Origin of the sequence: Streptomyces sp. NPDC047130 (genome assembly GCF_040643475.1) — a bacterium.
GTDB lineage: Bacteria > Actinomycetota > Actinomycetes > Streptomycetales > Streptomycetaceae > Streptomyces.
The window spans coordinates 114,791-136,764 of the sequence record NZ_JBEYUK010000009.1 but is presented as its reverse complement, the minus strand read 5'-3'; the positions used below and the strand labels follow the sequence as shown (position 1 = coordinate 136,764).

Sequence of the window (21,974 nt, the reverse complement as noted above, 5' to 3'; positions counted from 1 at the left end):
ACCCAGGCGGGGGACCGCGCTCAGGGCCTCCGCATTGACGATTCATGCGGAGTACTGCATAATCATGCACAGCGATGATGTGCGGCGGGCGCCGTACGGTGTCGCACCCTTTCGGCCTTCGGCAACGAGGAGCACAGCACGTGAGCAGCAACAGCGGTGACGTCCGCCTCTGGGGCGGCCGGTTCGCCGACGGGCCCGCCGAGGCACTGGCGAAGCTGTCGGCGTCGGTCCACTTCGACTGGCGACTGGCGCCCTACGACATCGCGGGCTCCCGCGCCCACGCCCGGGTGCTGCACCAGGCCGGCCTCCTCACCGCCGACGAGCTGGACCGGATGATCGCCGGCCTCGACCACCTCGAGCAGGACGTCGCCTCGGGCGCCTTCGTGGGCACCATCGCCGACGAGGACGTGCACACCGCCCTCGAGCGGGGCCTGCTCGAGCGGCTCGGCCCCGACCTCGGCGGCAAGCTCCGGGCCGGCCGGTCGCGCAACGACCAGGTCGCCACGCTCTTCCGGATGTACCTGCGGGACCACGCCCGGATCGTCGGCGGCCTGATCGCCGACCTCCAGGACGCCCTGATCGGCCTCGCCGAGGCCCACCCGGACGTCGCCATGCCCGGCCGCACCCACCTCCAGCACGCCCAGCCGGTGCTCTTCGCCCACCACGTGCTCGCCCACGTCCAGGCCCTGTCCCGGGACGCCGAGCGGCTGCGCCAGTGGGACGAGCGGACCGCCGTCTCGCCCTACGGCTCCGGCGCGCTGGCCGGTTCCTCGCTGGGCCTCGACCCGGAGGCCGTCGCCAAGGACCTCGGCTTCGAGCACGGCTCCGCCGCCAACTCCATCGACGGCACCGCCTCGCGGGACTTCGTCGCGGAGTTCGCGTTCATCACCGCGATGATCGGGATCAACGTCTCCCGGATCGCCGAGGAGATCATCATCTGGAACACGAAGGAGTTCTCCTTCGTGACCCTGCACGACGCCTTCTCCACCGGCTCGTCGATCATGCCGCAGAAGAAGAACCCGGACATCGCGGAGCTCGCGCGCGGCAAGTCCGGGCGGCTGATCGGCAACCTCACCGGCCTGATGGCCACGCTCAAGGCGCTCCCGCTCGCGTACAACCGCGACCTCCAGGAGGACAAGGAGCCGGTCTTCGACTCCATCGACCAGCTCGAGGTCCTGCTCCCCGCCTTCACCGGCATGATGGCCACGCTCACCGTGCACCGGGAGCGGATGGAGGAGCTCGCGCCGGCCGGGTTCTCGCTGGCCACCGACATCGCCGAGTGGCTGGTCAAGCAGGGCGTGCCGTTCCGGGTCGCGCACGAGGTCGCCGGCGAGTGCGTCAAGGCGGCCGAGGCGGAGGGCAAGGAGCTCGACGAGCTGACCGACGAGCAGTTCGCCAAGATCAGCGAGCACCTGACCCCCGAGGTGCGGACGGTGCTCAACGTCCCCGGGGCCCTGGCCTCCCGCGACGGCCGGGGCGGCACCGCCCCGAGCGCGGTCGCCGTCCAGCTCGCCGAGGTCAAGCAGGACGTCGCAGCCCAGCACACCTGGTCCACCGCCCGCCGCGCCTGACCGCTCCCGCTCCCGGGGCCCCGCCACCACCCCGGCCGGGCGCGCGGTGCGCCGCGGCTGCCTCCGCCGCCCTGGGGCCCGGCGTCAGGCTGTCTCCGGCTGCGGGAGGACCCGGCGTCAGGCCGCCTTCGCCTTGGTGGCGTACATGTCGACGTACTCCTGCCCCGACAGCCGCATGACCTCGGCCATCACCGAGTCGGTGACCGCCCGCAGCACGTAGCGGTCGCGGTCCATCCCCTCGTAGCGGGAGAACTCCATCGGCTCCCCGAACCGCACCGTGACCCGGCCCGGGCGCGGCATGCCCTTGCCGCCCGGCTGCAGCTTGTCCGTGCCGATCATGGCGAACGGCACCACCGGCGCCCCGGTCATCAGCGTGAGCCGCGCGATGCCGGTGCGGCCCCGGTAGAGGCGGCCGTCGGGGGAGCGGGTGCCCTCGGGGTAGATGCCGAACACCTTGCCCTCCTCCAGGACCCGGCGCCCCGTCATCAGCGCGGCCACACCGCCGTTGGCCCCGTCCCGGTCGACCGGGATCATGCCGACGCCGGTGAAGAACCAGGCCATCAGCCGGCCCTTGACCCCCTTGCCGGTGACGTACTCGTCCTTGCCGATGAAGAGCACCTGCCGGTCGGTGACCAGCGGCAACACGATGGAGTCGATGAAGGTGAGGTGGTTTCCGGCCAGGATCACCGCCCCCGTCCCGGGAATGTTCTCCGCGCCTTCGACGCGTGGGCGGAACATCAGGCGCATGATCGGTCCGAGCACTGCCTTGATGAGCGCGAAGCGGGACAACGAGCCCTCCCATGTCAAGGGGTCCGACGGAAACGGACGAGTCCGTGCAGGTGAGGACGATACTCGCGCAGCAGGTCCGGACGCACATCCGGTTGACGGAGCCGTTGCACAGTGTTGACAGCGAGTCACCCGGCCGCCGATCCGCGACACGCGTCCGACACCGGAACGGAACACGGGGCGCCGGCGAGGCGGCGGCGAGACGACACCCGCTGTTTTCCGCCCGGTCCTCCCGGGGACCTTCAATCGTCATGGACACGCACCTACGATCCGGCCGACCTGTTGTCGCGATCTCACGAGGGAGCACCGATGGCGAGAACCTCAGGCGCCGCAGAATCCGACGAGACCGCGGGCCCCGCCCCCGGCACGGGGCGACGGGCCCTGCTGGGCGCGGCCCTGCTGGGGGCCTCGGCGGTCGCGCTCGGCGCCGGCGGCACCGCCGCGGCCGCCGGAGGGACGGGGCGCGGACGCGGCCTCGCCGGGCTGCCGACGCCGGCCGTGATCGCCCACCGCGGCGCCAGCGGCTACCGCCCGGAGCACACCCTCGGCGCCTACCAGCTCGCCCTGGACATGGGCGCGGACATCATCGAGGCCGGCGACCTGGTGATCACCAAGGACGGCCACCTGGTCTGCCGCCACGAGCCCGAGATCGGCGGCACCACCGATGTCGCCGACCATCCCGAGTTCGCCTCCCGCCGCACCACCAAGTCGCTCGACGGCGTCCCCACCACCGGCTGGTTCGCCGAGGACTTCACCCTGGCCGAGCTCAGGACCCTGCGCGCCGAGGAGCGGATCCCCGCCAACCGCCCGCAGAGCACGCTCTACGACGGCGTCTGGCAGATCCCCACCTTCGAGGAGGTCCTGCGCTGGCAGGACGAGCAGACCCGCAGGCGCGGCAAGCAGGTCTTCGTCTACCCGGAGCTCAAGCACCCCACCTACTTCCGCGAGCTGGGCCTGCCGCTCGAGGAGCGGCTCGCCGGGCTGCTGCGCCGCCACGGCAAGCACCGCCGCAACTCGCCGGTGCTGCTCCAGTCCTTCGAGCCGACCAGCATCCGCAGGCTGAGCAAGCTGGTCGACAACCCGCTGGCCGTGCTGCTCTCCTCGGCCGGCAGCCGCCCCTGGGACTTCCAGCGGCAGGGCGACCCCCGCACGGTCGCCGACCTGATCACGCCGGAAGGGCTCGCCTGGATCGCCTCCTTCGCCGACGGCATCGGCCCCACCCTCGACCTGATCATCCCGCGCGACTCCGCCGGCCGGCTCACCTCGCCGACCACCCTCGTCGCCGACGCGCACCGGGCGGGCCTCGTGCTCCACCCGTACACGCTGCGCAACGAGAACCCGTTCCTGCCGGCCGACTTCCGCCGCGGCACCGAGCCGGACGGTTACGGCGACGCGTTCCGCGCCTTCCACGCCTACTTCGACACCGGCATCGACGGCGTCTTCACCGACCACCCCGACACCGGTCTGGTCGCCCGCGAGCTCTGGCGCGCGGCCCGCTGACCCGGCGCCCGGGCGCGCCCACCGGCGCGCCCGGCATCGACCGGCGCGCCCACCGGCAACCGGCACGCGCGGCGTCAACCCGCCGCCTCCGCGGCCCGTCGTCAGGGTGAATCCGGTCCGGCGGCGGCAACCACCGCCGCCGGACCGCCGTCCTGTGAGCGTATGAAGCCGCACGACATGGTGGACCGGCTGCGCCCCCTGCTGGTCGCCGAGGCGGCGGCCGAGGCCGCGGCGACCGGAGCCGAGGCCCGGGACCTCGAGCAGGCCGTCTGGCTCCGCCTCCTGGAACGCCTCCAGCGGGCGGAGCCCCCGCGGGACCCGGCCCGCTGGCTGCGCGACGCGGTCCGCGCCGAGGCCCGCGGCCTGCGCCGGGCCGCCCGCCGGGAACGCTCGCTGCGCCGCGACCCCGCCGACGACCCGCGCCTCGGCCCCGAACAGCTCGTGCTGGCCTCCGCCCGCCGCCGTACCCTCCAGGACGCCGTCCGCCGCCTCCCCGGCCGCTGCCCCCGGCTGCTCGCCGCGCTCTTCTCGCCGCACGACCTCACCTACCGGGAGATCGCCCGGGAGTTGGGTATCTCACAGGGCAGTCTCGGGCCGGAACGTTCCCGATGTCTGGGATGTCTGCGTCGGCTGCTCGGTCCGGAGGTTGCGCCCCGCCCGAGGCGGGGATAGGTGTGAAGGACCACTGGTGAGCAAGTGAGCGGGAGGCATGCACACATGGGCATGAGCGTGACCATCTCCAGGGCGGCCGAGCAGGACGCCGAGCAGATCTTCCGGCTCCGGTATCTGTGCTTCCAGAGCGAGGCGGTCCTCTACGGCGACCACCGCATCGGCCCGCTGACCGAGTCCCTCGCCGACGTCCGCGAGGAGATCGCCTCGGGCATCGTCTGCGTCGCCCGCCTGGGCGACGAGGTGATCGGCGCCGTGTACGCGCGCGTGACCGGCGACGGCGCCGGGGAGATCGACGGCCTGTGCGTCCACCCCCGGCTCCAGGGCCACGGCATCGGCGCCCGGCTGCTGCGCGCCGCCGAGGCCGCGGTCACCGGCTCGGCCCAGGTCACGGCCTTCCGGCTGAGCGCCGGCAACCGCAGCGAGCCCGGCCTGCGGCTCTACCGCCGCCTCGGCTACCGGACCACCGGCCGCGCCGAGGGGCCCGACGGCGTCCCGCGGATCGTGCTGGAGAGGGCCACCGCCGTGCCCGAGGACCCCGGCACGGGACCGGCGGTCTACGCGGCGACGGCCTGACGGTCGTCGGCCCGGCCCCGCAGCAGCCAGTAGAGCGCGGTCACCGGAAGCAGCACCGGGATGAAGAGGTAGCCCATCCCGAACTCCGACCACACCGTGGCGTCCGGGAAGGCCCCGGGGTCGGCGACCGTCCAGGTGCCGACCACCAGCACGCCGAGCAGCTCGGCGGCGCAGCACACCACCGCTGCCCGCCGGGCCCGCTCGCCGCCGCGCACCAGCGTGTAGGTGATGAAGAGGTAGACCAGGCCGGCCACCGCCGACAGCGTGTACGCCAGCGGGGCACGGTCGAACTTGGTCGACATCTCGTACACCGAGCGGGACACCGCGCCGACCACCATCACGCCGTACAGCCAGACCAGCAGAATGCCCGGCCCGGACGTCAGCTCCCGCCGAGTCGAGGTCATCTCAGCCTCCCCAGATGTCGTAGAGCCGCACCTGCAGCACCGCCAGGACGAAACCGCCCGCGGCGACCGTGACCGAGCCCCACCGGGTGCGCTCGGCCAGTGACATGAACCCGGCCGCCGGCACGCAGGCGAAGGCGCCGAGCAGGTAGGCCACGAAGATCACCGTGCCCTGCTCCGGGCGGTCGCCGCGGGCCAGCTGCACGATCCCCACCACGAGCTGCGCGGTGGCCAGCAGCGCGACCACGGCCATGCCGATGAAGTGCCAGTCCTTGGTCGGCTGGTCCCGCGAGGCGGCCCAGCCGCACCAGGCGGCGAGGAGGAGCGCCGCGACGGCGGTCGCCACGGTCAGGGGTACGAGCATGCCAGCGACCTTATTACGGGCGCCCCGCGCCGCTCCGTCCGACCCTGACCGCGGCGGAGGCGGGGGACAGGCCCGACCACGGTGCGCAACCGGGCCGCCCGAGACCCCGGGGGAGGTCCCACGGAGTGCCGCCGCATCCCCCGAACGGCGCCCCGACAGGTCCCGAGCGGCCCTCGCTAGGGTCGAACACATGACGACGACCTTTCACGCCGAGGCCCTGCTGTTCGACAACGACGGCACGCTGCTGTCCTCCCTGGAGTCCGTGACCCGCTCGTGGACCCTCTGGGCCCACGAGCACGGCGTCTCCCGCGAGCGGTTCGCGGCCGTCGAACTGCACGGCCGCCCCGCCGCCGAGATCGTCGCCGACCTGCTCCCCGTGCCGCGCGTCCCGGCCGCCGTCGCCCGCATCGAGGAGATCGAGGTGGAGGATGTCCCCCGCGGGGGCGTCACCCCGCTCCCCGGCACCCGGGACTTCCTGCACGGCCTGCCCGCCGACCGCTGGGCCGTCGTCACCTCCGCCTCGCGCCGCCTCGCCGAGGCCCGGCTGGCCCGGGTGGGCCTCACCCCGGCGACCCTGATCGCCGCCGACGACATCACCCGCGGCAAGCCCGACCCGGAGCCCTACCTGCTCGCCGCCAAGGCCCTCGGCGTCGACCCCGCCCGCTGCGTCGTCTTCGAGGACGCCCCCGCCGGCCTCCGCTCCGGCCGTGCCGCCGGGATGCGCACGGTGGCGTTGGCCACAACCCACCAGGCCCACGAGCTGGAGGCCGACCTGGTGGTCCCGGACCTCTCCGCGCTGTCCGCGCAGGTCACGCCCGACGGCATCGTGGTCTCGCTCCGCGCGGGAAACGGGGCGAACCGGCCCTGAGGGGCACCGCCGACCGGACAGGGTGTCCGCATGCCGGACACCCTGCCCCACCTGCCCATGCTCGTCTGATTTACTGACCTCATGACCACGACGAGCTGCACCACCCCTGCGACCGAGGCGACCCCGACGCCCGGTGCTCGTTGTCTGTGTCGAATGTGCGCCTGTTAGAGGGCCCCGCAAGACGTTCCGGCCTCGCGCCCCGAAGCGAGCCCCGCGGCCTCACCGTGCCGCCCGCGCACCACGGATCTCCCCGTCCTCCCTCCGCCGCACCGCCGCGACCGGAGCCGGAGCGACACGCCGTGCCGCGGTCCGACCGAATGCACCCGTGTCCGGGGCAGCACCCCGCCCCGGCACTCGACAGTGACGGAACCCCCTGTGATCACCACCTCGGGTCTGACCAAGATCTACCGCTCCGGCGGCCGTGAGGTCACCGCCATCGACGGCGTCGACCTCCACGTCCGCGAGGGCGAGGTCTTCGGCGTCATCGGCCAGTCCGGCGCCGGGAAGTCCTCCCTCATCCGCTGCGTCAACCTCCTCGAGCGCCCCACCTCCGGCACGGTCACCGTCGCGGGCCAGGACCTCACCGCCCTCGCCGGGCGGGGACCGCGCGCCTCCAAGGCGCTGCGCGAGGCCCGCAGCCGGATCGGCATGGTCTTCCAGCACTTCAACCTGCTCTCCTCGCGGACCGTGCAGGACAACATCGAGCTTCCGCTGGAGATCCTCGGGAAGTCCGGCCGGGAACGCTCCGCCAAGGCGCTCGAACTCCTCGACCTGGTCGGCCTCGCCGACAAGGCCAAGGCCTACCCGGCCCAGCTCTCCGGCGGCCAGAAGCAGCGCGTCGGCATCGCCCGCGCCCTGGCCGGCGACCCCAAGGTGCTGCTCTCCGACGAGGCCACCAGCGCCCTCGACCCGGAGACCACCCGCTCGATCCTCCAGCTGCTGCGCGACCTCAACCGGCAGCTCGGCCTCACCGTCCTGCTGATCACCCACGAAATGGACGTCGTCAAGACCGTCTGCGACTCCGCCGCGCTGATGGAACGGGGCCGCGTCGTCGAGTCCGGCACCGTGGACGAGCTGCTCGCCACCCCCGGATCCCAGCTCGCCGCCGCGCTGTTCCCGGTCGGCGGTGGCACCTCCGGCCCCGGCAGCACGGTCGTGGACATCACCTTCCACGGCGAGACCACCGGCCGCCCGGTCATCTCCCAGCTCGCCCGCACCTACAACGTCGACGTCTCCATCCTGGGCGCCGCGGTCGACACCGTCCGCGGGGCCCAGATCGGCCGGATGCGGATCGAACTGCCCGGCCACTACGACGACAACGTCGTCCCGATCGGCTTCCTGCGCGAGCAGGGCCTCCAGGTCGAGGTCGTCGGCCGCCCCGCCGCCGCGGACGACGCGCACGCGAAGACGAAGGAAGTGGCCAAGTGACCTGGTCCGAGATGCAGCCGCTGCTCACCCAGGCCAGCTGGGACACCCTCTACATGGTCGGCTGGTCCACCGTGATCGCGATCGTCGGCGGTCTGCCGCTGGGCGTCCTGCTGGTCCTCACCGACCGCGGCGGCCTCCTGCAGAACGTCGTCGCCAACAAGGTCATCGGCCAGGTCGTCAACATCGCCCGCTCACTGCCGTTCATCATCCTCATGGTGGCGCTGATGAGCTTCACCCGCCTGATCACCGGCACCACCATCGGCCGTGACGCCGCCATCGTGCCGCTGGCCATCGGGGCCATCCCGTTCTTCGCGCGCCTCGTCGAGACCTCCGTCCGTGAGGTCGACCACGGACTCGTCGAGGCCGTGCAGGCGATGGGCGGCAACACCTGGACGGTCGTCCGCAAGGTCCTCGTCCCCGAGGCCCTGCCCTCGCTGATCTCCTCCGCCACCACCACCGTGGTCGCGCTGATCGGCTACTCCGCCATGGCCGGCACGGTCGGCGCGGGCGGACTCGGCGACATCGCCGTCCGCTACGGCTACCAGCGGTTCGAGACCGGCCTGATGTGGGTCACCGTGGCGGTCCTCGCCGTGGTCATCGCCCTCATCCAGTTCGCCGGCGACGCCGGGGCCCGCGCCCTGCACCGCCGCGGCGGACGCGGCGGACCCGCCCCCCGGCTCCGCCTCCTGAAGGCCAAGGAGCCCACCCCGAAGGCCGACGCCGCCGAAACCCGCCAGGCCGCCTAGGCCCGGCCGACGCCGCCGCACACAGACCTCCCCGCACCACCCGAGGCGGGGCAGCACCACCAGGCACGCCCCCGCGTGCCGCAACGGAAAGGCACTTTTCGTGCGTAACACCGCCAAGCTCACCACCGCCGTCCTGACCGCCGGAGCCCTCACGCTGGGCCTGAGCGCCTGCGGCGGCTCCGACGACAAGGCCGCGTCCTCGGACGGCCCGCTGATCGTCGCCGCCACCCCCGTCCCGCACGCGGAGATCCTGACCTACGTCAAGGACAACCTCGCGGAGAAGGAGGGCCTCGACCTGGAGGTCAAGGAGTTCACCGACTACGTGACTCCCAACACCGCCACCGAGGACGGCTCGGTCGGCGCCAACTACTTCCAGACCAAGCCCTACCTGGACGACTTCAACAAGAAGAACGGCACCCACCTCGTGCCGGTCGTCTCCGTCCACGTGGAGCCCCTCGGCCTCTACTCCGACAAGTTCGAGAAGGCCGACGAGCTGAAGAACGGCGCCACCATCGCCGTCCCGAACGACACCGCCAACGAGGCGCGCGCCCTCAAGCTCCTCGCCGACAACGGACTGATCGAGCTGAAGAAGGGCTCCGAGGCCGACGCCACCCCGGCCGACATCACCAAGAACCCCAAGAACCTGAAGTTCAAGGAGATTGAGGCCGCCCAGACGCCGCGCGCCCTCGCGGACGTCGACGCCGCCGTCGTCAACGGCAACTACGCCATCGAGGCCGACCTCAAGCCCGCCGAGGACGCCGTCGTCCTGGAGTCCGCCGAGAACAGCCCGTTCGGCAACTACCTCGTCGTCAAGGAGGGCTCCGAGGACGACCCGCGCGTCAAGAAGCTCGTCAAGCTGCTCACCTCGCCCGAGGTGAAGAAGTTCGTCGAGGACAAGTACGCCGGCTCCGTCCTCGCCACCTTCTGACAGCCGGCCCGCACGGCCGGCCCGACGCACCGTCAGGACCCGCGGGGTCCACTCCGGACGCAGGAGTGGACCCCGCCCCCCTGATCGGTGCTTTCATGCTGCATGCTGAAGAGTTCAGCAGGTCCGAACGGTCCCCTAGGTTACGGAGCGGCGCATGTACGGCACCTTCCCCGACATCTCCATCAGCACGGAGCGGTTGGTCCTGCGCCCGCTCGAGGACGCGGACGTCCCCGCCTACACCGAGATGCTCAACGACGAGCAGGTCGTCGCCTGGACCTCCGTCCCGCACCCCTACGACGAGGCGCACGCCCGCCGGTGGATCGGCCAGGACGCTCCCGCCGAGCGCACCGAGGGCCGCGGCATCGTCCTGGCCGTCACCGAGTTCCTCACCCAGCGGCTGGTCGGCACCCTCCACCTCCACCACACCGACTGGCGCATCCGCTCCACCGAACTCTCCTACGTGATCGCTCCCTGGGCCCGCGGCGAGGGATACGCCACCGAGGCCGCCCGGGCCTGCACCCAGTGGCTCTTCCGGGACCAGAAGTTCGAACGCGTGGAACTGCGCACCGCCGCCGACAACGCCGCAGCCCAGCAGGTCGCGCAGAAGATCGGCTGCGTCAGCGAGGGCGTCCTGCGCGGCGCCTGGATAGCCCGGGCCAAGGACGACCGCGACCTCTGGACCGACGTCCGCACCGACCTGATCGTCTGGAGCCTGCTCCCCGAGGACTTCGAGGGCGTCGGCGAGTACGCGGACTGGGACTGACCACCGCGCCCGGCCCGCGGGGTAACCTCACAGCGCGCCCTGCGGCGGACCCCTCCGCCCGCCCGCGACACCCCGCGCCCGCGCCCCCGACACCTCTGCCCCCGCCGGCACCGCACACCCCTGGAGACTGACGACGATGGCCGACCGGGTCACGGTGATCGGCTGGGACGGCTCGCCGCTGACCGCCGCCGGACGCTCCGCGCTCGGCGCCGCCACCCTGGTGGCCGGCGCACCGCACCACCTCGCGCTCCCCGAGGTGCCGTCCGGCGCCGAACGGATCCGCCTCGGCAGTCTCCCGCTCGCCGCCCGCAGGATCGCCGCCCACCGCGGCACCGCGGTCGTCCTCGCCGACGGCGACCCGGGCTTCTTCGGCGTCGTACGCAGCCTGCGCGCCCCCGAGTTCGGACTCGAGGTCGAGGTGGTCCCGGCGGTCTCCTCCGTCGCCGCCGCCTTCGCCCGCGCCGGAATGCCCTGGGACGACGCCCAGGTGGTCGTCGCCCAGCCCCGCACCCTGCGCCGGGCCGTCAACGTCTGCCGCGCCCACACCAAGGTCGCCGTCCTCACCGCCCCGGGCGCCGGCCCCGCCGAACTCGGCCTGCTCCTCGAGGGAGCACCCCGCACCTTCGTGGTCTGCGAGGAACTCGGCACCGACCGGGAGCAGGTCAGCGTGGTCACCTCCGACCGCGCCGCCGACCACATCTGGCGCGACCCCAACGTCGTCATCGCCATCGGCGCGCCCAGCCACACCGAGTCGGCCCCCTGGATCGCCGGCCGCGCCCCCTCCGGGCCCCGCGGCTGGGTCCTCCCCGCCGACTCCTACGAGGGCCCGTTCGGCGAGGCGGAGGCCGAGTCCCTGCGGGCCGCCCAACTCTCCCGCCTGGGCCCGCGCGTGGGCGACCTGGTGTGGGACATCGGCTGCGGCTCCGGCGCGTTCGCCGTCGAGGCCGCCCGCGCCGGGGCCGCCGTCATCGGCGTCGACCGCGACCCCGACGCCTGCGCCCGCACCGAGCGCGCCGGCCGCCGCTCCGGCGTCCAGCTCCAGGTCGTCCACGGGACCGCCCCGCACGTCCTGGAGACCCTTCCGGAGCCCGACGTGGTGAGAATCACGGCCGGGGGAGCGGACGTCGTCGCCGCGGCCGCCGACCGGCGCCCCGAGCGCATCGTGGCCCATGTGCCCACCCGCGACGCGGCCGAACTGGCGGGCCGCCGCCTGGCCGAGCGCGGCTACCAGGTCGACTGCTCCCTCCTGCAGTCCGTGGCGCTCGACGCCGAGCGGTGGACCGAGAACGGACGGAGCGTCGGCTTCCTGCTCTGCGGTGAACTGCTCCGCACCCGGCCCCCCGGCGCTTCCGGACGCACCCCTTCCAGTAGCGCCCCGTGATCGAACGGTGCCGGGGCGCGGGGTAGGCTGGCCGATCGTTGTACCGCGCCTGGATTTCGGTTCTCGTCGGGCCATGTCCGGACAAGACCGCCGGCCGGGTCCACCGGGTGGGGTACGACGGCGCCGGAGGCGCACGAGAGGGTGAGTTCCCGGACGGACCTTGCCGGATCGGCCTGCGTCGGAGGGCGGGGGACGGCGACAATCGGGTCGTGGCCTCCTCGTCCGAGTGGGCGGGTCTCTCGTGCCGCTCGGCGGCCCCGCTCGTTCAACAGGACGGGCGGTCCGCGCGCCGCTCCGGACGAGCAGGCTGTAAGAGGCACCAACCGATGGGCGAGGGGTACGCATGACCGACACCGGCCGAGTCCCGGGCGAGGGACTGCCGGAGAGCGCAGGCACGGTGGAACAGCCGGGCGTCCCCACGCCGGGCTCCTACCCCTACCTCTCCGAACCGACCGCCGAGGAAGAAGACCTCCTGCTGCCGGGCGCCCAGGGCGCCTGGGGCAACGAAGTGGCGCCGGCGCCGGAGGGCGGCTACCCCGAGGGCGGTTACCCGGAGGGCGCGTACGCCGACGGCGGCTACCCGGAGCAGCAGGGCCACCCGGAGCAGCAGGGCCACCTGGAGCAGCGCCAGGGGCACGAGCAGCACCCGGGCCACGGGCAGCACTCCGGGCTCGACCAGCAGGTCTACGCCGAGCAGCAGGCCTACGCGCAGCAGCAGGTGACGGCCGAGCAGCAGGCGTACGCCCAGCCCCACGCCGCCCAGCAGGCCGTGGACCAGGCCGTGCAGCAGGAGGCCGCCGGGCAGGTGCCGCCCGCCGGACCGGAGCACACCGTGCCGGAGCAGGGCCTGCCCGCCGAGGGTGCCGCCCCGTACGCGCCGGAGGGCGCGGGACGGACCTCGCACGCCACCGGCGTCCACGACAGCGGGAGCTACGACCTCGGCGCCGCCGCCCAGGCGTCCGGTCGGGCCGCCTCCCCGCGCCGCCCGCTGCACCTCGGACCGCCGACGCCCGACGCCTCCATGAGCCCCGTCCGCTCCCTCGCCGACCGCGGACCGGCCACCGTGGTGCGGCAGTCGGGACAGCAGGCCCCGGGCGCCGAGTACCCCGACCCCCAGGGCGGCGCCGGCGCCCAGCACCACACGCCGTGGGCCGGCGTGCCCACCGGGCAGGCCGCCGCCCAGGCGTACCCGGAGCAGCAGGCCGCCCAGCCGCAGGCGGGCCAGGCCTACGCCATGGCGGGGGAGGGCTACCCGGCCGCCGACGCCTCCCTCGGCGCGGGCATCCCCCACGCCGCCCCGGCCGACCCGGCCGCCGGCCCCTACGAGGCCGCCGCCCAGCAGCAGGCCTACCAGGGCCGGCAGCCCGCCGCCCCGCAGGACACCTTCGGCGGGCAGCAGGCGTTCGACGGGCAGCAGGCGTTCCCCGCCGCCCCGCAGGAGACCCACCCCGGGCAGGACGCGTACGCGGCCCAGGACGCCGCCCTCCAGCAGCAGACCTACCCCAACGACACCCTCTCCGGCCAGGGCACGCTCGGCGGCCGGCAGGTCTTCGTCGGCCACGAGGCCCCGGTCCACGGCGCGGACGCCTCCGGGCAGTTCGCGGTGACCGAGCCGCTGGGCGAGTTCGTGCCGGTCCAGGGCACCGTCCCCACCCCGCCGCACCTCGCCCCCGGCCACCAGCCGGCCGCCGCCGGCGAGGCGTGGCCCGCGCAGGCCCCGGACGCCGCCGAGCCGGTGACCGAGCAGGCGGGCGCGGAGCGGGAGTTCGCCCCCGAGCAGTCCTCCGAGGCACAGTCGGCCGAGCATGCCCCCGCCGAGCAGGCCCCCGTCGAGCAGGCCTCCGCCGAGGAGACCGCCCGGCCCGAGCAGCACGAGCAGCACGAGGCGGCGGCCGCCGAGGTCACCGCCGCGGACACCGAGGCGCCGGTGGCCGAACAGGCCCCGTCCGCCCCGGGGGCGCCCGCCGAGGAGGCCCCGGCCGCCCCCGCCGGGCAGCCGGAGCAGCCGCAGGCCCCCGAGGCCCCGGTCGCCGTCGTCCCCGCGCCGCGCGAGGGCGAGCGCATGGCCGCCCAGGAGCCCGCCGCCGAGGCCGAGGCCGCCGAGGAGCCGCACGAGGGGACCGCGGACGCCGGGACGCCGCGGGCCGAGGCCGACTTCATCGAGGCCGACTTCATCGAACCCGGCGCCACCGAGCCCGGTCCCGCCGAGGCCCCGCAGGCCGAGGCGGCCCCCGCCGGGGAGCCGCGGCCGGAGCCCGCCCCGCAGGACGACGACCAGGCCCCGGCCGCCGCGGCGGAGGCCGCCGACACCGTCCCCGCCCAGGCGGCTCCCGTGGACGACGCGGCCCCCGCCGAAGCGCCGGAGGCAGCGTCCGCCGAGGCCCCCGAGCCGGCCCCCGAGGCGGCCCGGGAGGAGACCCCCGAGGCGGAGCCCCAGCCCGCCGCCCCCGGTTACGCCGAGTCCGAGCGGGAGGCCGTGCTGCGGGTGATGCGCGAACGCCGCGACATCCGCCAGGGCTTCCGCCCCGACCCCATCCCGCACGAGGTGCTGCGCCGCGTCCTCGAGGCCGCGCACCACGCGCCGTCCGTCGGGCACTCCCAGCCCTGGGACTTCGTCGTCATCCGCTCCGAGGAGACCCGGCAGCAGATGCACGAACTGGCCGAGCGTCAGCGCGAGGCGTACGCCAAGTCGCTGCCCAAGGGCCGGGCCAAGCAGTTCAAGCAGATGAAGATCGAGGCCATCCTCGACACCCCGGTGAACATCGTCGTCACCGCCGATCCGACCCGCGGCGGACGCCACACCCTCGGTCGGCACACCCAGCCGCAGATGGCGCCCTACTCCGCCGCCCTCGCGGTGGAGAACCTCTGGCTCGCCGCGCGCGCCGAGGGCCTCGGCGTCGGCTGGGTCAGCTTCTTCGACGAGCGCGAGATGGTCCGCGCCCTCGGCCTGCCCGAGTACCTCGAGGTCGTCGCCTACCTCTGCGTCGGCTACGTCGACGAGTTCCCCGACGAGCCCGAACTGGTGCAGGCCGGCTGGTCCAAGCGTCGCCCGCTGTCCTGGGCGGTCCACGAGGAGACGTACGGCCGCCGCGCCCTGCCCGGCGAGGACCCGCACGACCTGCTCGCCGAGACCATCGCCGGGATCCGTCCGCTGGACGCCAAGGCGCTCGGCGAGGCGTGGGAGCGGCAGAAGCGGATGACCAAGCCGGCCGGAGCGCTCGGCATGCTGGAGATCATCTCCGCCCAGCTGTGCGGCCTGTCCCGGCAGTGCCCGCCGCCCATCCCCGAGCCCGCGGCCGTCGCGGTGTTCGCCGGCGACCACGGCGTCCACGCCCAGGGCGTCACCCCGTGGCCGCAGGAGGTCACCGCCCAGATGGTGGCCAACATGCTGGGCGGCGGCGCGGTCAGCAACGCCTTCGCCTCCCAGGTCGGCGCCGAACTCTGCGTGGTGGACGTCGGCGTGGCCGCCGAACTGCCCGCACAGCAGGGCCTGTTGCCGCGCAAGGTGCGGCCCGGCACGGCCGACATGACGCAGGGCCCGGCGATGACCCGCGAGGAGGCCAAGGCCGCCATCGAGGTGGGCATCGAGACCGCCCGCGACCTGGTCGCGGCCGGCAACAAGGCGCTGCTCACCGGTGAGATGGGCATCGCCAACACCACCGCGTCCGCCGCGCTGATCTCCGTCTTCACCGGGACCGACCCGGCCGAGGTCACCGGCCGCGGCACCGGGATCGACGACGAGACGCTGGCCCGCAAGACCGACGTGGTCCGGCACGCCCTCGAACTGCACCAGCCCGACCCGGCCGACCCGATCGGCGTCCTGGCCGCGGTCGGCGGCCTGGAGCACGCCGCCATGGTCGGCCTGCTGCTCGGCGGCGCCTGCCTGCGCACGCCGGTCATCCTGGACGGCGTGAGCGCCGGAGCCGCCGCCCTGGTGGCCCGCGCCATCGCCCCCGAGGTGCTGGCCGCCTGCATCGCCGGCCACCGCAGCGCCGAGCCCGGCCACATCGCCGCCCTCAACAAGCTGGGGCTGCGTCCGCTGGTCGACCTCGACCTGCGTCTCGGCGAGGGCACCGGCGCCCTGCTGGCGCTGCCGCTGGTCCAGTCGACGGCCCGCGCCATGCACGAGGTGGCCACCTTCGACTCCGCCGGCGTCACCGAGAAGTAGCCGCGCCACCGCAACCGCGCCACCGGAACCGGGGCAGGGCAGGGATCGTGCGAAGATCACACCGCCCTGCCCCGGTCCGCGTCGGCCGCACCCCATAAACTCCCCTAGTCAGGGCAGCTCCGACGGTGCAGCTCCCATCCGGCCGGGCACGCCCCGAAGCGGCCCGGCAGCGTCCCCCGCACCCCGTCCCCAGGGAGCCGCCCCATGGCCGAACACCCCGCCTACCCCGTGGGCCTGCGCCTGACCGGCCGTCGAGTGGTCGTGCTCGGCGGCGGGCAGGTCGCCCAGCGCCGCCTCCCCGCCCTGGTGGCGGCCGGCGCGGACGTCACCCTGATCTCCCCGTCGGCGACGCCCTCCGTCGAGGCGATGGCCGACGCGGGCGAGATCACCTGGGAGCGCCGCCGCTACGCCGACGGCGACCTCACCGGTGCCTGGTACGCCGTCGTCGCCACCAGCGACCCCGCGGCCAACACCGCCGCCTCCGACGAGGCCGAGCGCCACCGCGTCTGGTGCGTCCGCTCCGACGACGCCGACGCCGCCACCGCGTGGACCCCCGCCACCGGCCGCGCCGGAGGCGTCACCGTCGCCGTCCTCACCACCGAGGCCAAGGACCGCGACCCGCGCCACACCGCCGCCATCCGCGACGCCGTCGTCGAGGGCCTGCGCGACAACACCCTGGTCGCCCCGCAGCACCGCACCAAGACCCCCGGCGTCGCCCTGGTGGGCGGCGGCCCCGGCGACCCCGACCTGATCACCGTGCGCGGCCGCCGCCTGCTCGCCGAGGCCGACGTGGTCATCGCCGACCGCCTCGGCCCCCGGGACCTCCTCGACGAGCTCCCGCCGCACGTCGAGGTCATCGACGCCGCGAAGATCCCCTACGGCCGCTACATGGCCCAGGAGGCCATCAACAACGCCCTGATCGAGCACGCCAAGCAGGGCAAGGCCGTGGTCCGCCTCAAGGGCGGCGACCCGTTCGTCTTCGGCCGCGGCATGGAGGAGGCCCAGGCGCTCGCCGAGGCCGGCATCCCCTGCACCGTCGTCCCCGGCATCTCCTCCTCCATCTCCGTCCCGGCCGCCGCCGGCATCCCCGTCACCCACCGCGGCGTCGCCCACGAGTTCACCGTCCTCAGCGGCCACGTCGCCCCCGACGACGAGCGCTCGCTGGTCGACTGGGCGGCCACGGCCCGGCTCACCGGCACCCTCGTGATCCTGATGGGCGTCGACAAGATAGGCCGCATCGCCGAGACGCTGATCGCCCACGGCAAGGCCCCGGACACCCCGGTGGCCCTCGTCCAGGAAGGCACCACCAGCGCCCAGCGGCGGGTGGACGCCACCCTGGCCACCGTCGCCGAGGCCGTGCGCGCCGAGGACGTCCGGCCGCCCGCCGTCATCGTCATCGGCCCCGTCGTCTCCGTCGGCGCCGCCACGCTCCAGTAAGGCACCCCCTCCGCATGACCGACCTCATCCCCGTCGACGACCCCGCCGACCCCCGCCTCGCCGACTACACCGGCCTCACCGACGTCGAACTGCGGCGCCGCCGCGAGCCCGCCGAGGGCCTGTTCATCGCCGAGGGCGAGAAGGTGATCCGGCGGGCCGTCGAGGCCGGCTACGGGATGCGGTCGATGATGCTCACCGCCAAGTGGACCGGGGTGATGGCCGACCTGATCGGGGCCACCGACGCGCCGGTCCACCTGGTGACCCCCGAGGTCGCCGAACAGGTCACCGGCTACCACGTCCACCGCGGCGCGCTCGCCTCCATGGAACGCGAGCCGCTGCGGGACGTCGCCGAACTCCTCCCCGGAGCGAGGCGGGTGGCCGTCTTCGAGGACATCGTCGACCACGCCAACATCGGCGCCGCCTTCCGCAACGCGGCGGCCCTCGGGGTCGACGCCGTGCTCCTCACCCCGCGCTGCGCGGACCCGCTGTACCGGCGGTCGGTCAAGGTGTCCATGGGCACCGTCCTCCAGGTGCCGTGGACCCGGCTCGCGTCCTGGCCCGCGGACGTCGACCGCCTCCGCGACGCCGGCTTCACCGTCGCCGCCCTGTGCCTCAGCGACCGGGCCGTCACCCTGGACGAACTGGCCGCACGCCGCGACGAGCGGCTCGCCCTCGTCTTCGGCACCGAGGGGGACGGCCTCAGCCCCCGCGTCCTCGCCGCCGCCGACCACCACGTCACCATCCCCATGGCCCGGAACGTCGACTCCCTCAACGTCGCCGCCGCCTCCGCCGTCGCCTTCTACGCGACCCGCCCGGACGCCCAGGGCGCCTGAGCCCCCGCTGAGCGAGCCGCGCCGCACGGCCTGCGGGCGATCGTGCCGTCGGGCGGCACGGATGGGCGGCACGGGTGGGCGGCACGGGTGGGCGGCACGGGTGGGCGCGGCCCGGCGGCCCAGGCACGCCGGGGCCGGCCGGAGAGGGGTCAGGTGCCCGTCCCGGCCGCGCCCGCGGAGACACCGGTGCCGGGAGCCGCCCCCGAGGTGTCGGAGGGGCCCTGGCAGCCCTGGACCGCGGCGATGCCGAGGGCGACCAGCAGGGTCACCACCACGAACACGATCAGCCGCTGCCGCAGCAGCCGGGGATTCGCGGGACGCAGCTTCGTCCCGCTCCGCGCGCCCCCGCCGGAACCGCCCGCGCCCGTGCCGGACGCCGGGCGCCCGCCCCGGGAGGCCGCCGCCCCGCCGCCCCGGGAGCCGCCGGTGGACGACGGACGGCGCCGCGCCGGCGTCGGGGCCGAGGAGCGCCGCTGCGCCGGCGCCGGCGACGGGCCCGCGCCGCCCGCGGACCGCACCGGCGTGCGGCCGACGGACGGGGAGGCGCCCCGCGGCACCGGGGTCCGCACCGTGGACACCCCGGCGCCGTCCTCGCGGCCCGCCGGACGCACGTCGCCCAGCACCAGCCCCTGCGCCTCCCGCGCCGCGATCTCCTTCAGCCGCAGCGACAACTGCAGCGTCGTCGGCCGCTGTTCCGGATCCTTGGCCAGGCACGCCCGCACCAGCGGCGCCAACGCCCCCGGCACGCCCCGCAGCTGCGGCTCCTCGTGCACCACGCGGTACAGCATCACCTCGGAACTGCCGTGCCCGAACGGGGAGTCACCGGTCGACGCGTACGCCAGCGTGGCGCCCAGCGCGAACACGTCGGTGGCCGGCGTGACCGCCGCACCCCGCACCTGCTCCGGCGCCAGGAAGCCCGGCGAGCCCACCGCCGTGCCGACATGGGTGAGCGTGGACGCCCCCGTGGCCCAGGCGATGCCGAAGTCGATGATCCGCGGGCCCTTGGGGGAGAGCAGGATGTTGGACGGCTTCAGGTCACGGTGGACCACCCCGGCCTCGTGCACCGCCACCAGCCCCTCGGAGAGCGCCGCGCCGATCGCCGCGACCTCCGCCGCCGGCAGCGGACCCTCCTCGGCGACCTTGTCGTGCAGCGACGGCCCCGGCACGTACTGCGTGGCGAACCACGGCCGCTCCGCCTCCAGGTCCGCGGCCACCAGCCGCGCCGTGCACCCGCCCCGGATCCGCCGCGCCGCCGACACCTCGCGGGCGAAACGCGACCGGAACTCCTGGTCCTCGGCCAGGTCGGGCCGGATCACCTTGAGCGCGACCCTCTGACCCCGCCGGTCGGAGCCCAGGTAGACCACGCCCATCCCGCCCGCGCCGAGCCGCCGGTGCAGCCTGAACGAGCCGACGACGCGCGGGTCCTCGCGCCTGAGGCGCATCATCGCCATGTTCATCCCCGCTGCCCGGTCCGTGTGACGAGCCAACAGCTTACGTTTCCCGGCCGCGCCGTGCGCTCAGGCCGCGCCCGCTCACCCCACGGGGAACGCGTTTGCGGGCCCGCCGCTGCCAAGATGCCGCCCCCGTAAGGGGTTTGGCGACGGCGTCGCCACGTGAAGCATGTCACTCGCGCCCCCGGACCGCCACCGGCTTCGGCCCTCGCTTCTCCACCCTGGGAAGTAGCGCCTCCCGCCGTATTCATCCGGGGGCATGACGTCCGGCGCCGGATTCCACGCAAGGATGCGGTGTGTGGCCACGCAGTCGTCGTCCGAGGGCGTGGTGCCGGGGCGCCCAGCGCGTCCCGGGCCCGGAAGAGCGGTCCGGGTGGGGACACCGGCCCTGACGAACCCCGTGGGGACGGGGGTACGGCGGACGGCACCACGCCGGCGCGGCGCGATCGCCGCGCCGGCGTGGGGTTTCCCGGGCCGCCGTCGCCCCGCCGAGTTGTCCTCGTCAGCCTCGTCAGCACGTCGATCACCTGCCCGCGTACGCTCACGGCCATGCCGGCAGACCTGCACGCCCACGCCCGCGCCGCGGCCCACCCCGCCGCCGCGCCCTGCCCCGGCTGCGCCACCGCGACCCTCGCCGACCGCCCCGACGCCACCGTCGTCCGCCACCACCGCACCGTCGCCAAGGCCCATGCCCCCGGGACCGACCCGGTCGAGCTCCGCCGCCGGGTGGCCGTGGCCGCCGCCCTGCCGGACATCCTCCTGCCCCCGCTCGACCCGTCCCCGGCCCTCCTGGGCGGCCGTCCGGCGACCTGCTGGCCGCTCGGCCTCCCCGTCGACCCCGACGACCCGTCCGCCGCGCCCTGGGAGGACGCCGCCACCCTGACCGCCCGCCTGCACCGCGCCCAGCCGCCGCCCGGACTCCCCGCCATGCGCGGCCCCGAGAAGGCCGCCCTGGCGGTCGCCCGCCTCCTCGCCGAGGCCCCCGGACACCCCGCCGTGCCCGCGCTGCTGGGAGCCTGGGCCGCCCTCCCGCCGTGGGCCCGCGCCGAGGAACCCGCCCCGCCGGAACTGGGCGCCGCCCTCTGCCACGGCGACCTGCACCTCGGCCAGCTGGTCCGCCACCCCGCGCCCGACGGGCCGTGGCGGCTGATCGACGTCGACGACCTCGGCATCGGCGTCCCCGCCTGGGACCTCGCCCGCCCCGCCTCCTGGTACGCCTGCGGCCTGCTCCCGGCCGACGCGTGGCGGCGCTTCCTGGACGCCTACCGGTCCGCCGGCGGTCCTGCCGTGCCGCCCGACGGGGACCCCTGGCCGGCCCTGGACGTCCCGGCCCGCGCCCTCACCGTGCAGACCGCCGCGCGGTCCGTCACCAAGGCGGCCCTCGCCCGACGCCCCGTGGACGAGGCGGAGGAGGCGCTGATCGACGCCTGTGGCCGGATGGCCGCCGGGCGGACCGGAGCGGTGTGACCAATCCGGCCGTTCGAGGTGCAACCGGCCGCCGCCGGGGGAGAGTCTGTGAGGGCGAAGCCAACGCGGCACAGAACACGCACCGCGATACGAGGAGTTGATCCGTCGATGCACTGCCCGAAGTGTCACGCGCCGATGCACACCTACAACCGCAACGGGGTCCAGATCGAGCAGTGCTCCGGCTGCCGCGGGATCTTCCTGGACTACGGCGAGCTGGAGACGCTGACCCGGCTCGAGGCGCAGTGGTCGCAGCAGGCACCGCCGGCCGCACCCGCCGCCCCCGCCTGGGGCGCCCCCCATGCCGGGCACCACGGCGGCCACGGCCACCACGGTCACCACCACCCGCGCAGCTTCGGCCGGATGCTCTTCTCCTCCTGACCCTGAGCGAACACGCGAGAGCCCCCGTCCACCGGAGTGGACGGGGGCTCTCGTCACCGTGTGCGCGATACTGGGATTGAACCAGTGACCTCTTCCGTGTCAGGGAAGCGCTCTCCCGCTGAGCTAATCGCGCGGGGGTACCGCCTCGGGTCCTGGGACCCGGCGGCCCCGGAGGGCCAGTGCGCGATACTGGGATTGAACCAGTGACCTCTTCCGTGTCAGGGAAGCGCTCTCCCGCTGAGCTAATCGCGCGGGGATC

The 21,974-nt window shown here is 74.7% G+C and carries 19 protein-coding genes and 2 tRNA genes; 15 read left to right on the top strand and 6 right to left on the bottom strand.

Annotation, left to right across the window (positions count from 1 at the left end; all coding sequences use genetic code 11):
* Window positions 1-140 precede the first annotated feature (140 nt).
* Window positions 141-1,571: an argininosuccinate lyase gene (argH, locus tag ABZ836_RS14235; RefSeq protein WP_361142021.1), complete on the top strand. Its 1,431-nt coding sequence runs from the start codon at window positions 141-143 to the stop codon at window positions 1,569-1,571.
* Between the two features lie 117 nt (window positions 1,572-1,688).
* Here argH and ABZ836_RS14230 read toward each other — a convergent pair whose 3' ends face one another.
* Window positions 1,689-2,318, bottom strand: coding sequence for a lysophospholipid acyltransferase family protein (locus tag ABZ836_RS14230; protein ID WP_356134150.1), 630 nt, complete (start codon window positions 2,316-2,318; stop codon window positions 1,689-1,691).
* A 348-nt stretch (window positions 2,319-2,666) separates the two neighbouring features.
* Between ABZ836_RS14230 and ABZ836_RS14225 the strand changes: the two genes are divergently transcribed.
* The 3 genes from ABZ836_RS14225 to ABZ836_RS14215 all read left to right on the top strand — a co-directional run bounded on the left by ABZ836_RS14225 (window position 2,667) and on the right by ABZ836_RS14215 (window position 5,102).
* Window positions 2,667-3,857 (top strand): glycerophosphodiester phosphodiesterase, encoded by a 1,191-nt coding sequence (locus tag ABZ836_RS14225; protein WP_356133907.1) that lies wholly within the window; start codon window positions 2,667-2,669, stop codon window positions 3,855-3,857.
* A gap of 162 nt (window positions 3,858-4,019) precedes the next feature.
* Window positions 4,020-4,529 carry a sigma-70 family RNA polymerase sigma factor gene (locus ABZ836_RS14220; protein WP_356133908.1) on the top strand — a complete coding sequence of 170 codons (510 nt, stop codon included), beginning with the start codon at window positions 4,020-4,022 and terminating at the stop codon, window positions 4,527-4,529.
* Window positions 4,530-4,574: 45 nt separating this feature from the next.
* On the top strand, window positions 4,575-5,102 hold the full coding sequence (locus tag ABZ836_RS14215; RefSeq protein WP_356133910.1) for a GNAT family N-acetyltransferase: 528 nt from the start codon (window positions 4,575-4,577) through the stop codon (window positions 5,100-5,102).
* On the opposite strand, the gene ABZ836_RS14210 is transcribed toward ABZ836_RS14215, so the two are convergent.
* Together ABZ836_RS14210 and ABZ836_RS14205 are read right to left on the bottom strand one after the other, a co-directional pair.
* A complete protein-coding gene (locus tag ABZ836_RS14210; protein WP_361142018.1) occupies window positions 5,084-5,506 on the bottom strand; it encodes a hypothetical protein in 423 nt (140 codons plus the stop codon). The genes ABZ836_RS14215 and ABZ836_RS14210 overlap by 19 nt on opposite strands.
* A gap of 1 nt (window position 5,507) precedes the next feature.
* Entirely contained in the window at window positions 5,508-5,867 is a 360-nt protein-coding gene (locus tag ABZ836_RS14205) for a hypothetical protein (RefSeq protein WP_356133914.1), read from the bottom strand.
* A 190-nt stretch (window positions 5,868-6,057) separates the two neighbouring features.
* Between ABZ836_RS14205 and ABZ836_RS14200 the strand changes: the two genes are divergently transcribed.
* From ABZ836_RS14200 to ABZ836_RS14160, 9 genes are all read left to right on the top strand, one after another.
* Window positions 6,058-6,735: an HAD family hydrolase gene (locus ABZ836_RS14200; protein ID WP_361142016.1), complete on the top strand. Its 678-nt coding sequence runs from the start codon at window positions 6,058-6,060 to the stop codon at window positions 6,733-6,735.
* 375 nt (window positions 6,736-7,110) lie between these two features.
* A complete protein-coding gene (locus ABZ836_RS14195) occupies window positions 7,111-8,163 on the top strand; it encodes an ATP-binding cassette domain-containing protein (RefSeq protein WP_356133918.1) in 1,053 nt (350 codons plus the stop codon).
* Entirely contained in the window at window positions 8,160-8,909 is a 750-nt protein-coding gene (locus tag ABZ836_RS14190; protein WP_361142014.1) for a methionine ABC transporter permease, read from the top strand. Before ABZ836_RS14195 ends, ABZ836_RS14190 begins: the two co-directional genes overlap by 4 nt.
* A 100-nt stretch (window positions 8,910-9,009) precedes the next feature.
* The gene (locus tag ABZ836_RS14185; protein ID WP_356133922.1) at window positions 9,010-9,837 is read left to right on the top strand and encodes a MetQ/NlpA family ABC transporter substrate-binding protein; all 828 of its coding nucleotides are present in this window, start codon (window positions 9,010-9,012) and stop codon (window positions 9,835-9,837) included.
* Window positions 9,838-9,991: 154 nt separating this feature from the next.
* Entirely contained in the window at window positions 9,992-10,600 is a 609-nt protein-coding gene (locus tag ABZ836_RS14180) for a GNAT family N-acetyltransferase (protein WP_361142012.1), read from the top strand.
* A 136-nt stretch (window positions 10,601-10,736) separates the two neighbouring features.
* Window positions 10,737-11,981: a precorrin-6y C5,15-methyltransferase (decarboxylating) subunit CbiE gene (cbiE, locus tag ABZ836_RS14175; RefSeq protein WP_361142010.1), complete on the top strand. Its 1,245-nt coding sequence runs from the start codon at window positions 10,737-10,739 to the stop codon at window positions 11,979-11,981.
* A 343-nt stretch (window positions 11,982-12,324) separates the two neighbouring features.
* Window positions 12,325-16,149: a nicotinate-nucleotide--dimethylbenzimidazole phosphoribosyltransferase gene (gene cobT, locus ABZ836_RS14170; RefSeq protein ID WP_361142008.1), complete on the top strand. Its 3,825-nt coding sequence runs from the start codon at window positions 12,325-12,327 to the stop codon at window positions 16,147-16,149.
* 204 nt (window positions 16,150-16,353) lie between these two features.
* On the top strand, window positions 16,354-17,586 hold the full coding sequence (gene cobA, locus ABZ836_RS14165; RefSeq protein WP_361142006.1) for a uroporphyrinogen-III C-methyltransferase: 1,233 nt from the start codon (window positions 16,354-16,356) through the stop codon (window positions 17,584-17,586).
* A 14-nt stretch (window positions 17,587-17,600) separates the two neighbouring features.
* A complete protein-coding gene (locus ABZ836_RS14160; protein ID WP_361142004.1) occupies window positions 17,601-18,419 on the top strand; it encodes an RNA methyltransferase in 819 nt (272 codons plus the stop codon).
* Between the two features lie 149 nt (window positions 18,420-18,568).
* Here ABZ836_RS14160 and ABZ836_RS14155 read toward each other — a convergent pair whose 3' ends face one another.
* Entirely contained in the window at window positions 18,569-19,876 is a 1,308-nt protein-coding gene (locus ABZ836_RS14155) for a serine/threonine-protein kinase (protein ID WP_356134151.1), read from the bottom strand.
* Between the two features lie 543 nt (window positions 19,877-20,419).
* On the opposite strand from ABZ836_RS14155, the gene ABZ836_RS14150 reads away from it, so the two are divergent.
* Both ABZ836_RS14150 and ABZ836_RS14145 read left to right on the top strand, forming a co-directional pair.
* Window positions 20,420-21,337 carry a phosphotransferase gene (locus ABZ836_RS14150; protein WP_361142002.1) on the top strand — a complete coding sequence of 306 codons (918 nt, stop codon included), beginning with the start codon at window positions 20,420-20,422 and terminating at the stop codon, window positions 21,335-21,337.
* 108 nt (window positions 21,338-21,445) lie between these two features.
* Complete coding sequence (locus ABZ836_RS14145; protein ID WP_356133934.1) at window positions 21,446-21,715, top strand: zf-TFIIB domain-containing protein; 270 nt, start codon at window positions 21,446-21,448, stop codon at window positions 21,713-21,715.
* Between the two features lie 61 nt (window positions 21,716-21,776).
* On the opposite strand, the gene ABZ836_RS14140 is transcribed toward ABZ836_RS14145, so the two are convergent.
* Together ABZ836_RS14140 and ABZ836_RS14135 are read right to left on the bottom strand one after the other, a co-directional pair.
* A tRNA-Val gene (locus tag ABZ836_RS14140) sits at window positions 21,777-21,848 on the bottom strand.
* Between the two features lie 47 nt (window positions 21,849-21,895).
* Window positions 21,896-21,967: transfer RNA gene (locus ABZ836_RS14135), tRNA-Val, on the bottom strand.
* Window positions 21,968-21,974 lie beyond the last annotated feature (7 nt).

Excerpts from the sequence above, each read along its gene's own strand:
- ABZ836_RS14230 (WP_356134150.1), bottom strand. The coding sequence starts at position 2,318 with ATGCGCCTGATGTTCCGCCCACGCGTCGAAGGCGCGGAGAACATTCCC.
- ABZ836_RS14225 (WP_356133907.1), top strand. The coding sequence starts at position 2,667 with ATGGCGAGAACCTCAGGCGCCGCAGAATCCGACGAGACCGCGGGCCCC.
- ABZ836_RS14220 (WP_356133908.1), top strand. The coding sequence starts at position 4,020 with ATGAAGCCGCACGACATGGTGGACCGGCTGCGCCCCCTGCTGGTCGCC.
- ABZ836_RS14215 (WP_356133910.1), top strand. The coding sequence starts at position 4,575 with ATGGGCATGAGCGTGACCATCTCCAGGGCGGCCGAGCAGGACGCCGAG.
- ABZ836_RS14210 (WP_361142018.1), bottom strand. The coding sequence starts at position 5,506 with ATGACCTCGACTCGGCGGGAGCTGACGTCCGGGCCGGGCATTCTGCTG.
- ABZ836_RS14205 (WP_356133914.1), bottom strand. The coding sequence starts at position 5,867 with ATGCTCGTACCCCTGACCGTGGCGACCGCCGTCGCGGCGCTCCTCCTC.
- ABZ836_RS14200 (WP_361142016.1), top strand. The coding sequence starts at position 6,058 with ATGACGACGACCTTTCACGCCGAGGCCCTGCTGTTCGACAACGACGGC.
- ABZ836_RS14180 (WP_361142012.1), top strand. The coding sequence starts at position 9,992 with ATGTACGGCACCTTCCCCGACATCTCCATCAGCACGGAGCGGTTGGTC.
- cbiE (WP_361142010.1), top strand. The coding sequence starts at position 10,737 with ATGGCCGACCGGGTCACGGTGATCGGCTGGGACGGCTCGCCGCTGACC.
- cobT (WP_361142008.1), top strand. The coding sequence starts at position 12,325 with ATGACCGACACCGGCCGAGTCCCGGGCGAGGGACTGCCGGAGAGCGCA.
- cobA (WP_361142006.1), top strand. The coding sequence starts at position 16,354 with ATGGCCGAACACCCCGCCTACCCCGTGGGCCTGCGCCTGACCGGCCGT.
- ABZ836_RS14160 (WP_361142004.1), top strand. The coding sequence starts at position 17,601 with ATGACCGACCTCATCCCCGTCGACGACCCCGCCGACCCCCGCCTCGCC.
- ABZ836_RS14155 (WP_356134151.1), bottom strand. The coding sequence starts at position 19,876 with ATGAACATGGCGATGATGCGCCTCAGGCGCGAGGACCCGCGCGTCGTC.
- ABZ836_RS14150 (WP_361142002.1), top strand. The coding sequence starts at position 20,420 with ATGCCGGCAGACCTGCACGCCCACGCCCGCGCCGCGGCCCACCCCGCC.
- ABZ836_RS14145 (WP_356133934.1), top strand. The coding sequence starts at position 21,446 with ATGCACTGCCCGAAGTGTCACGCGCCGATGCACACCTACAACCGCAAC.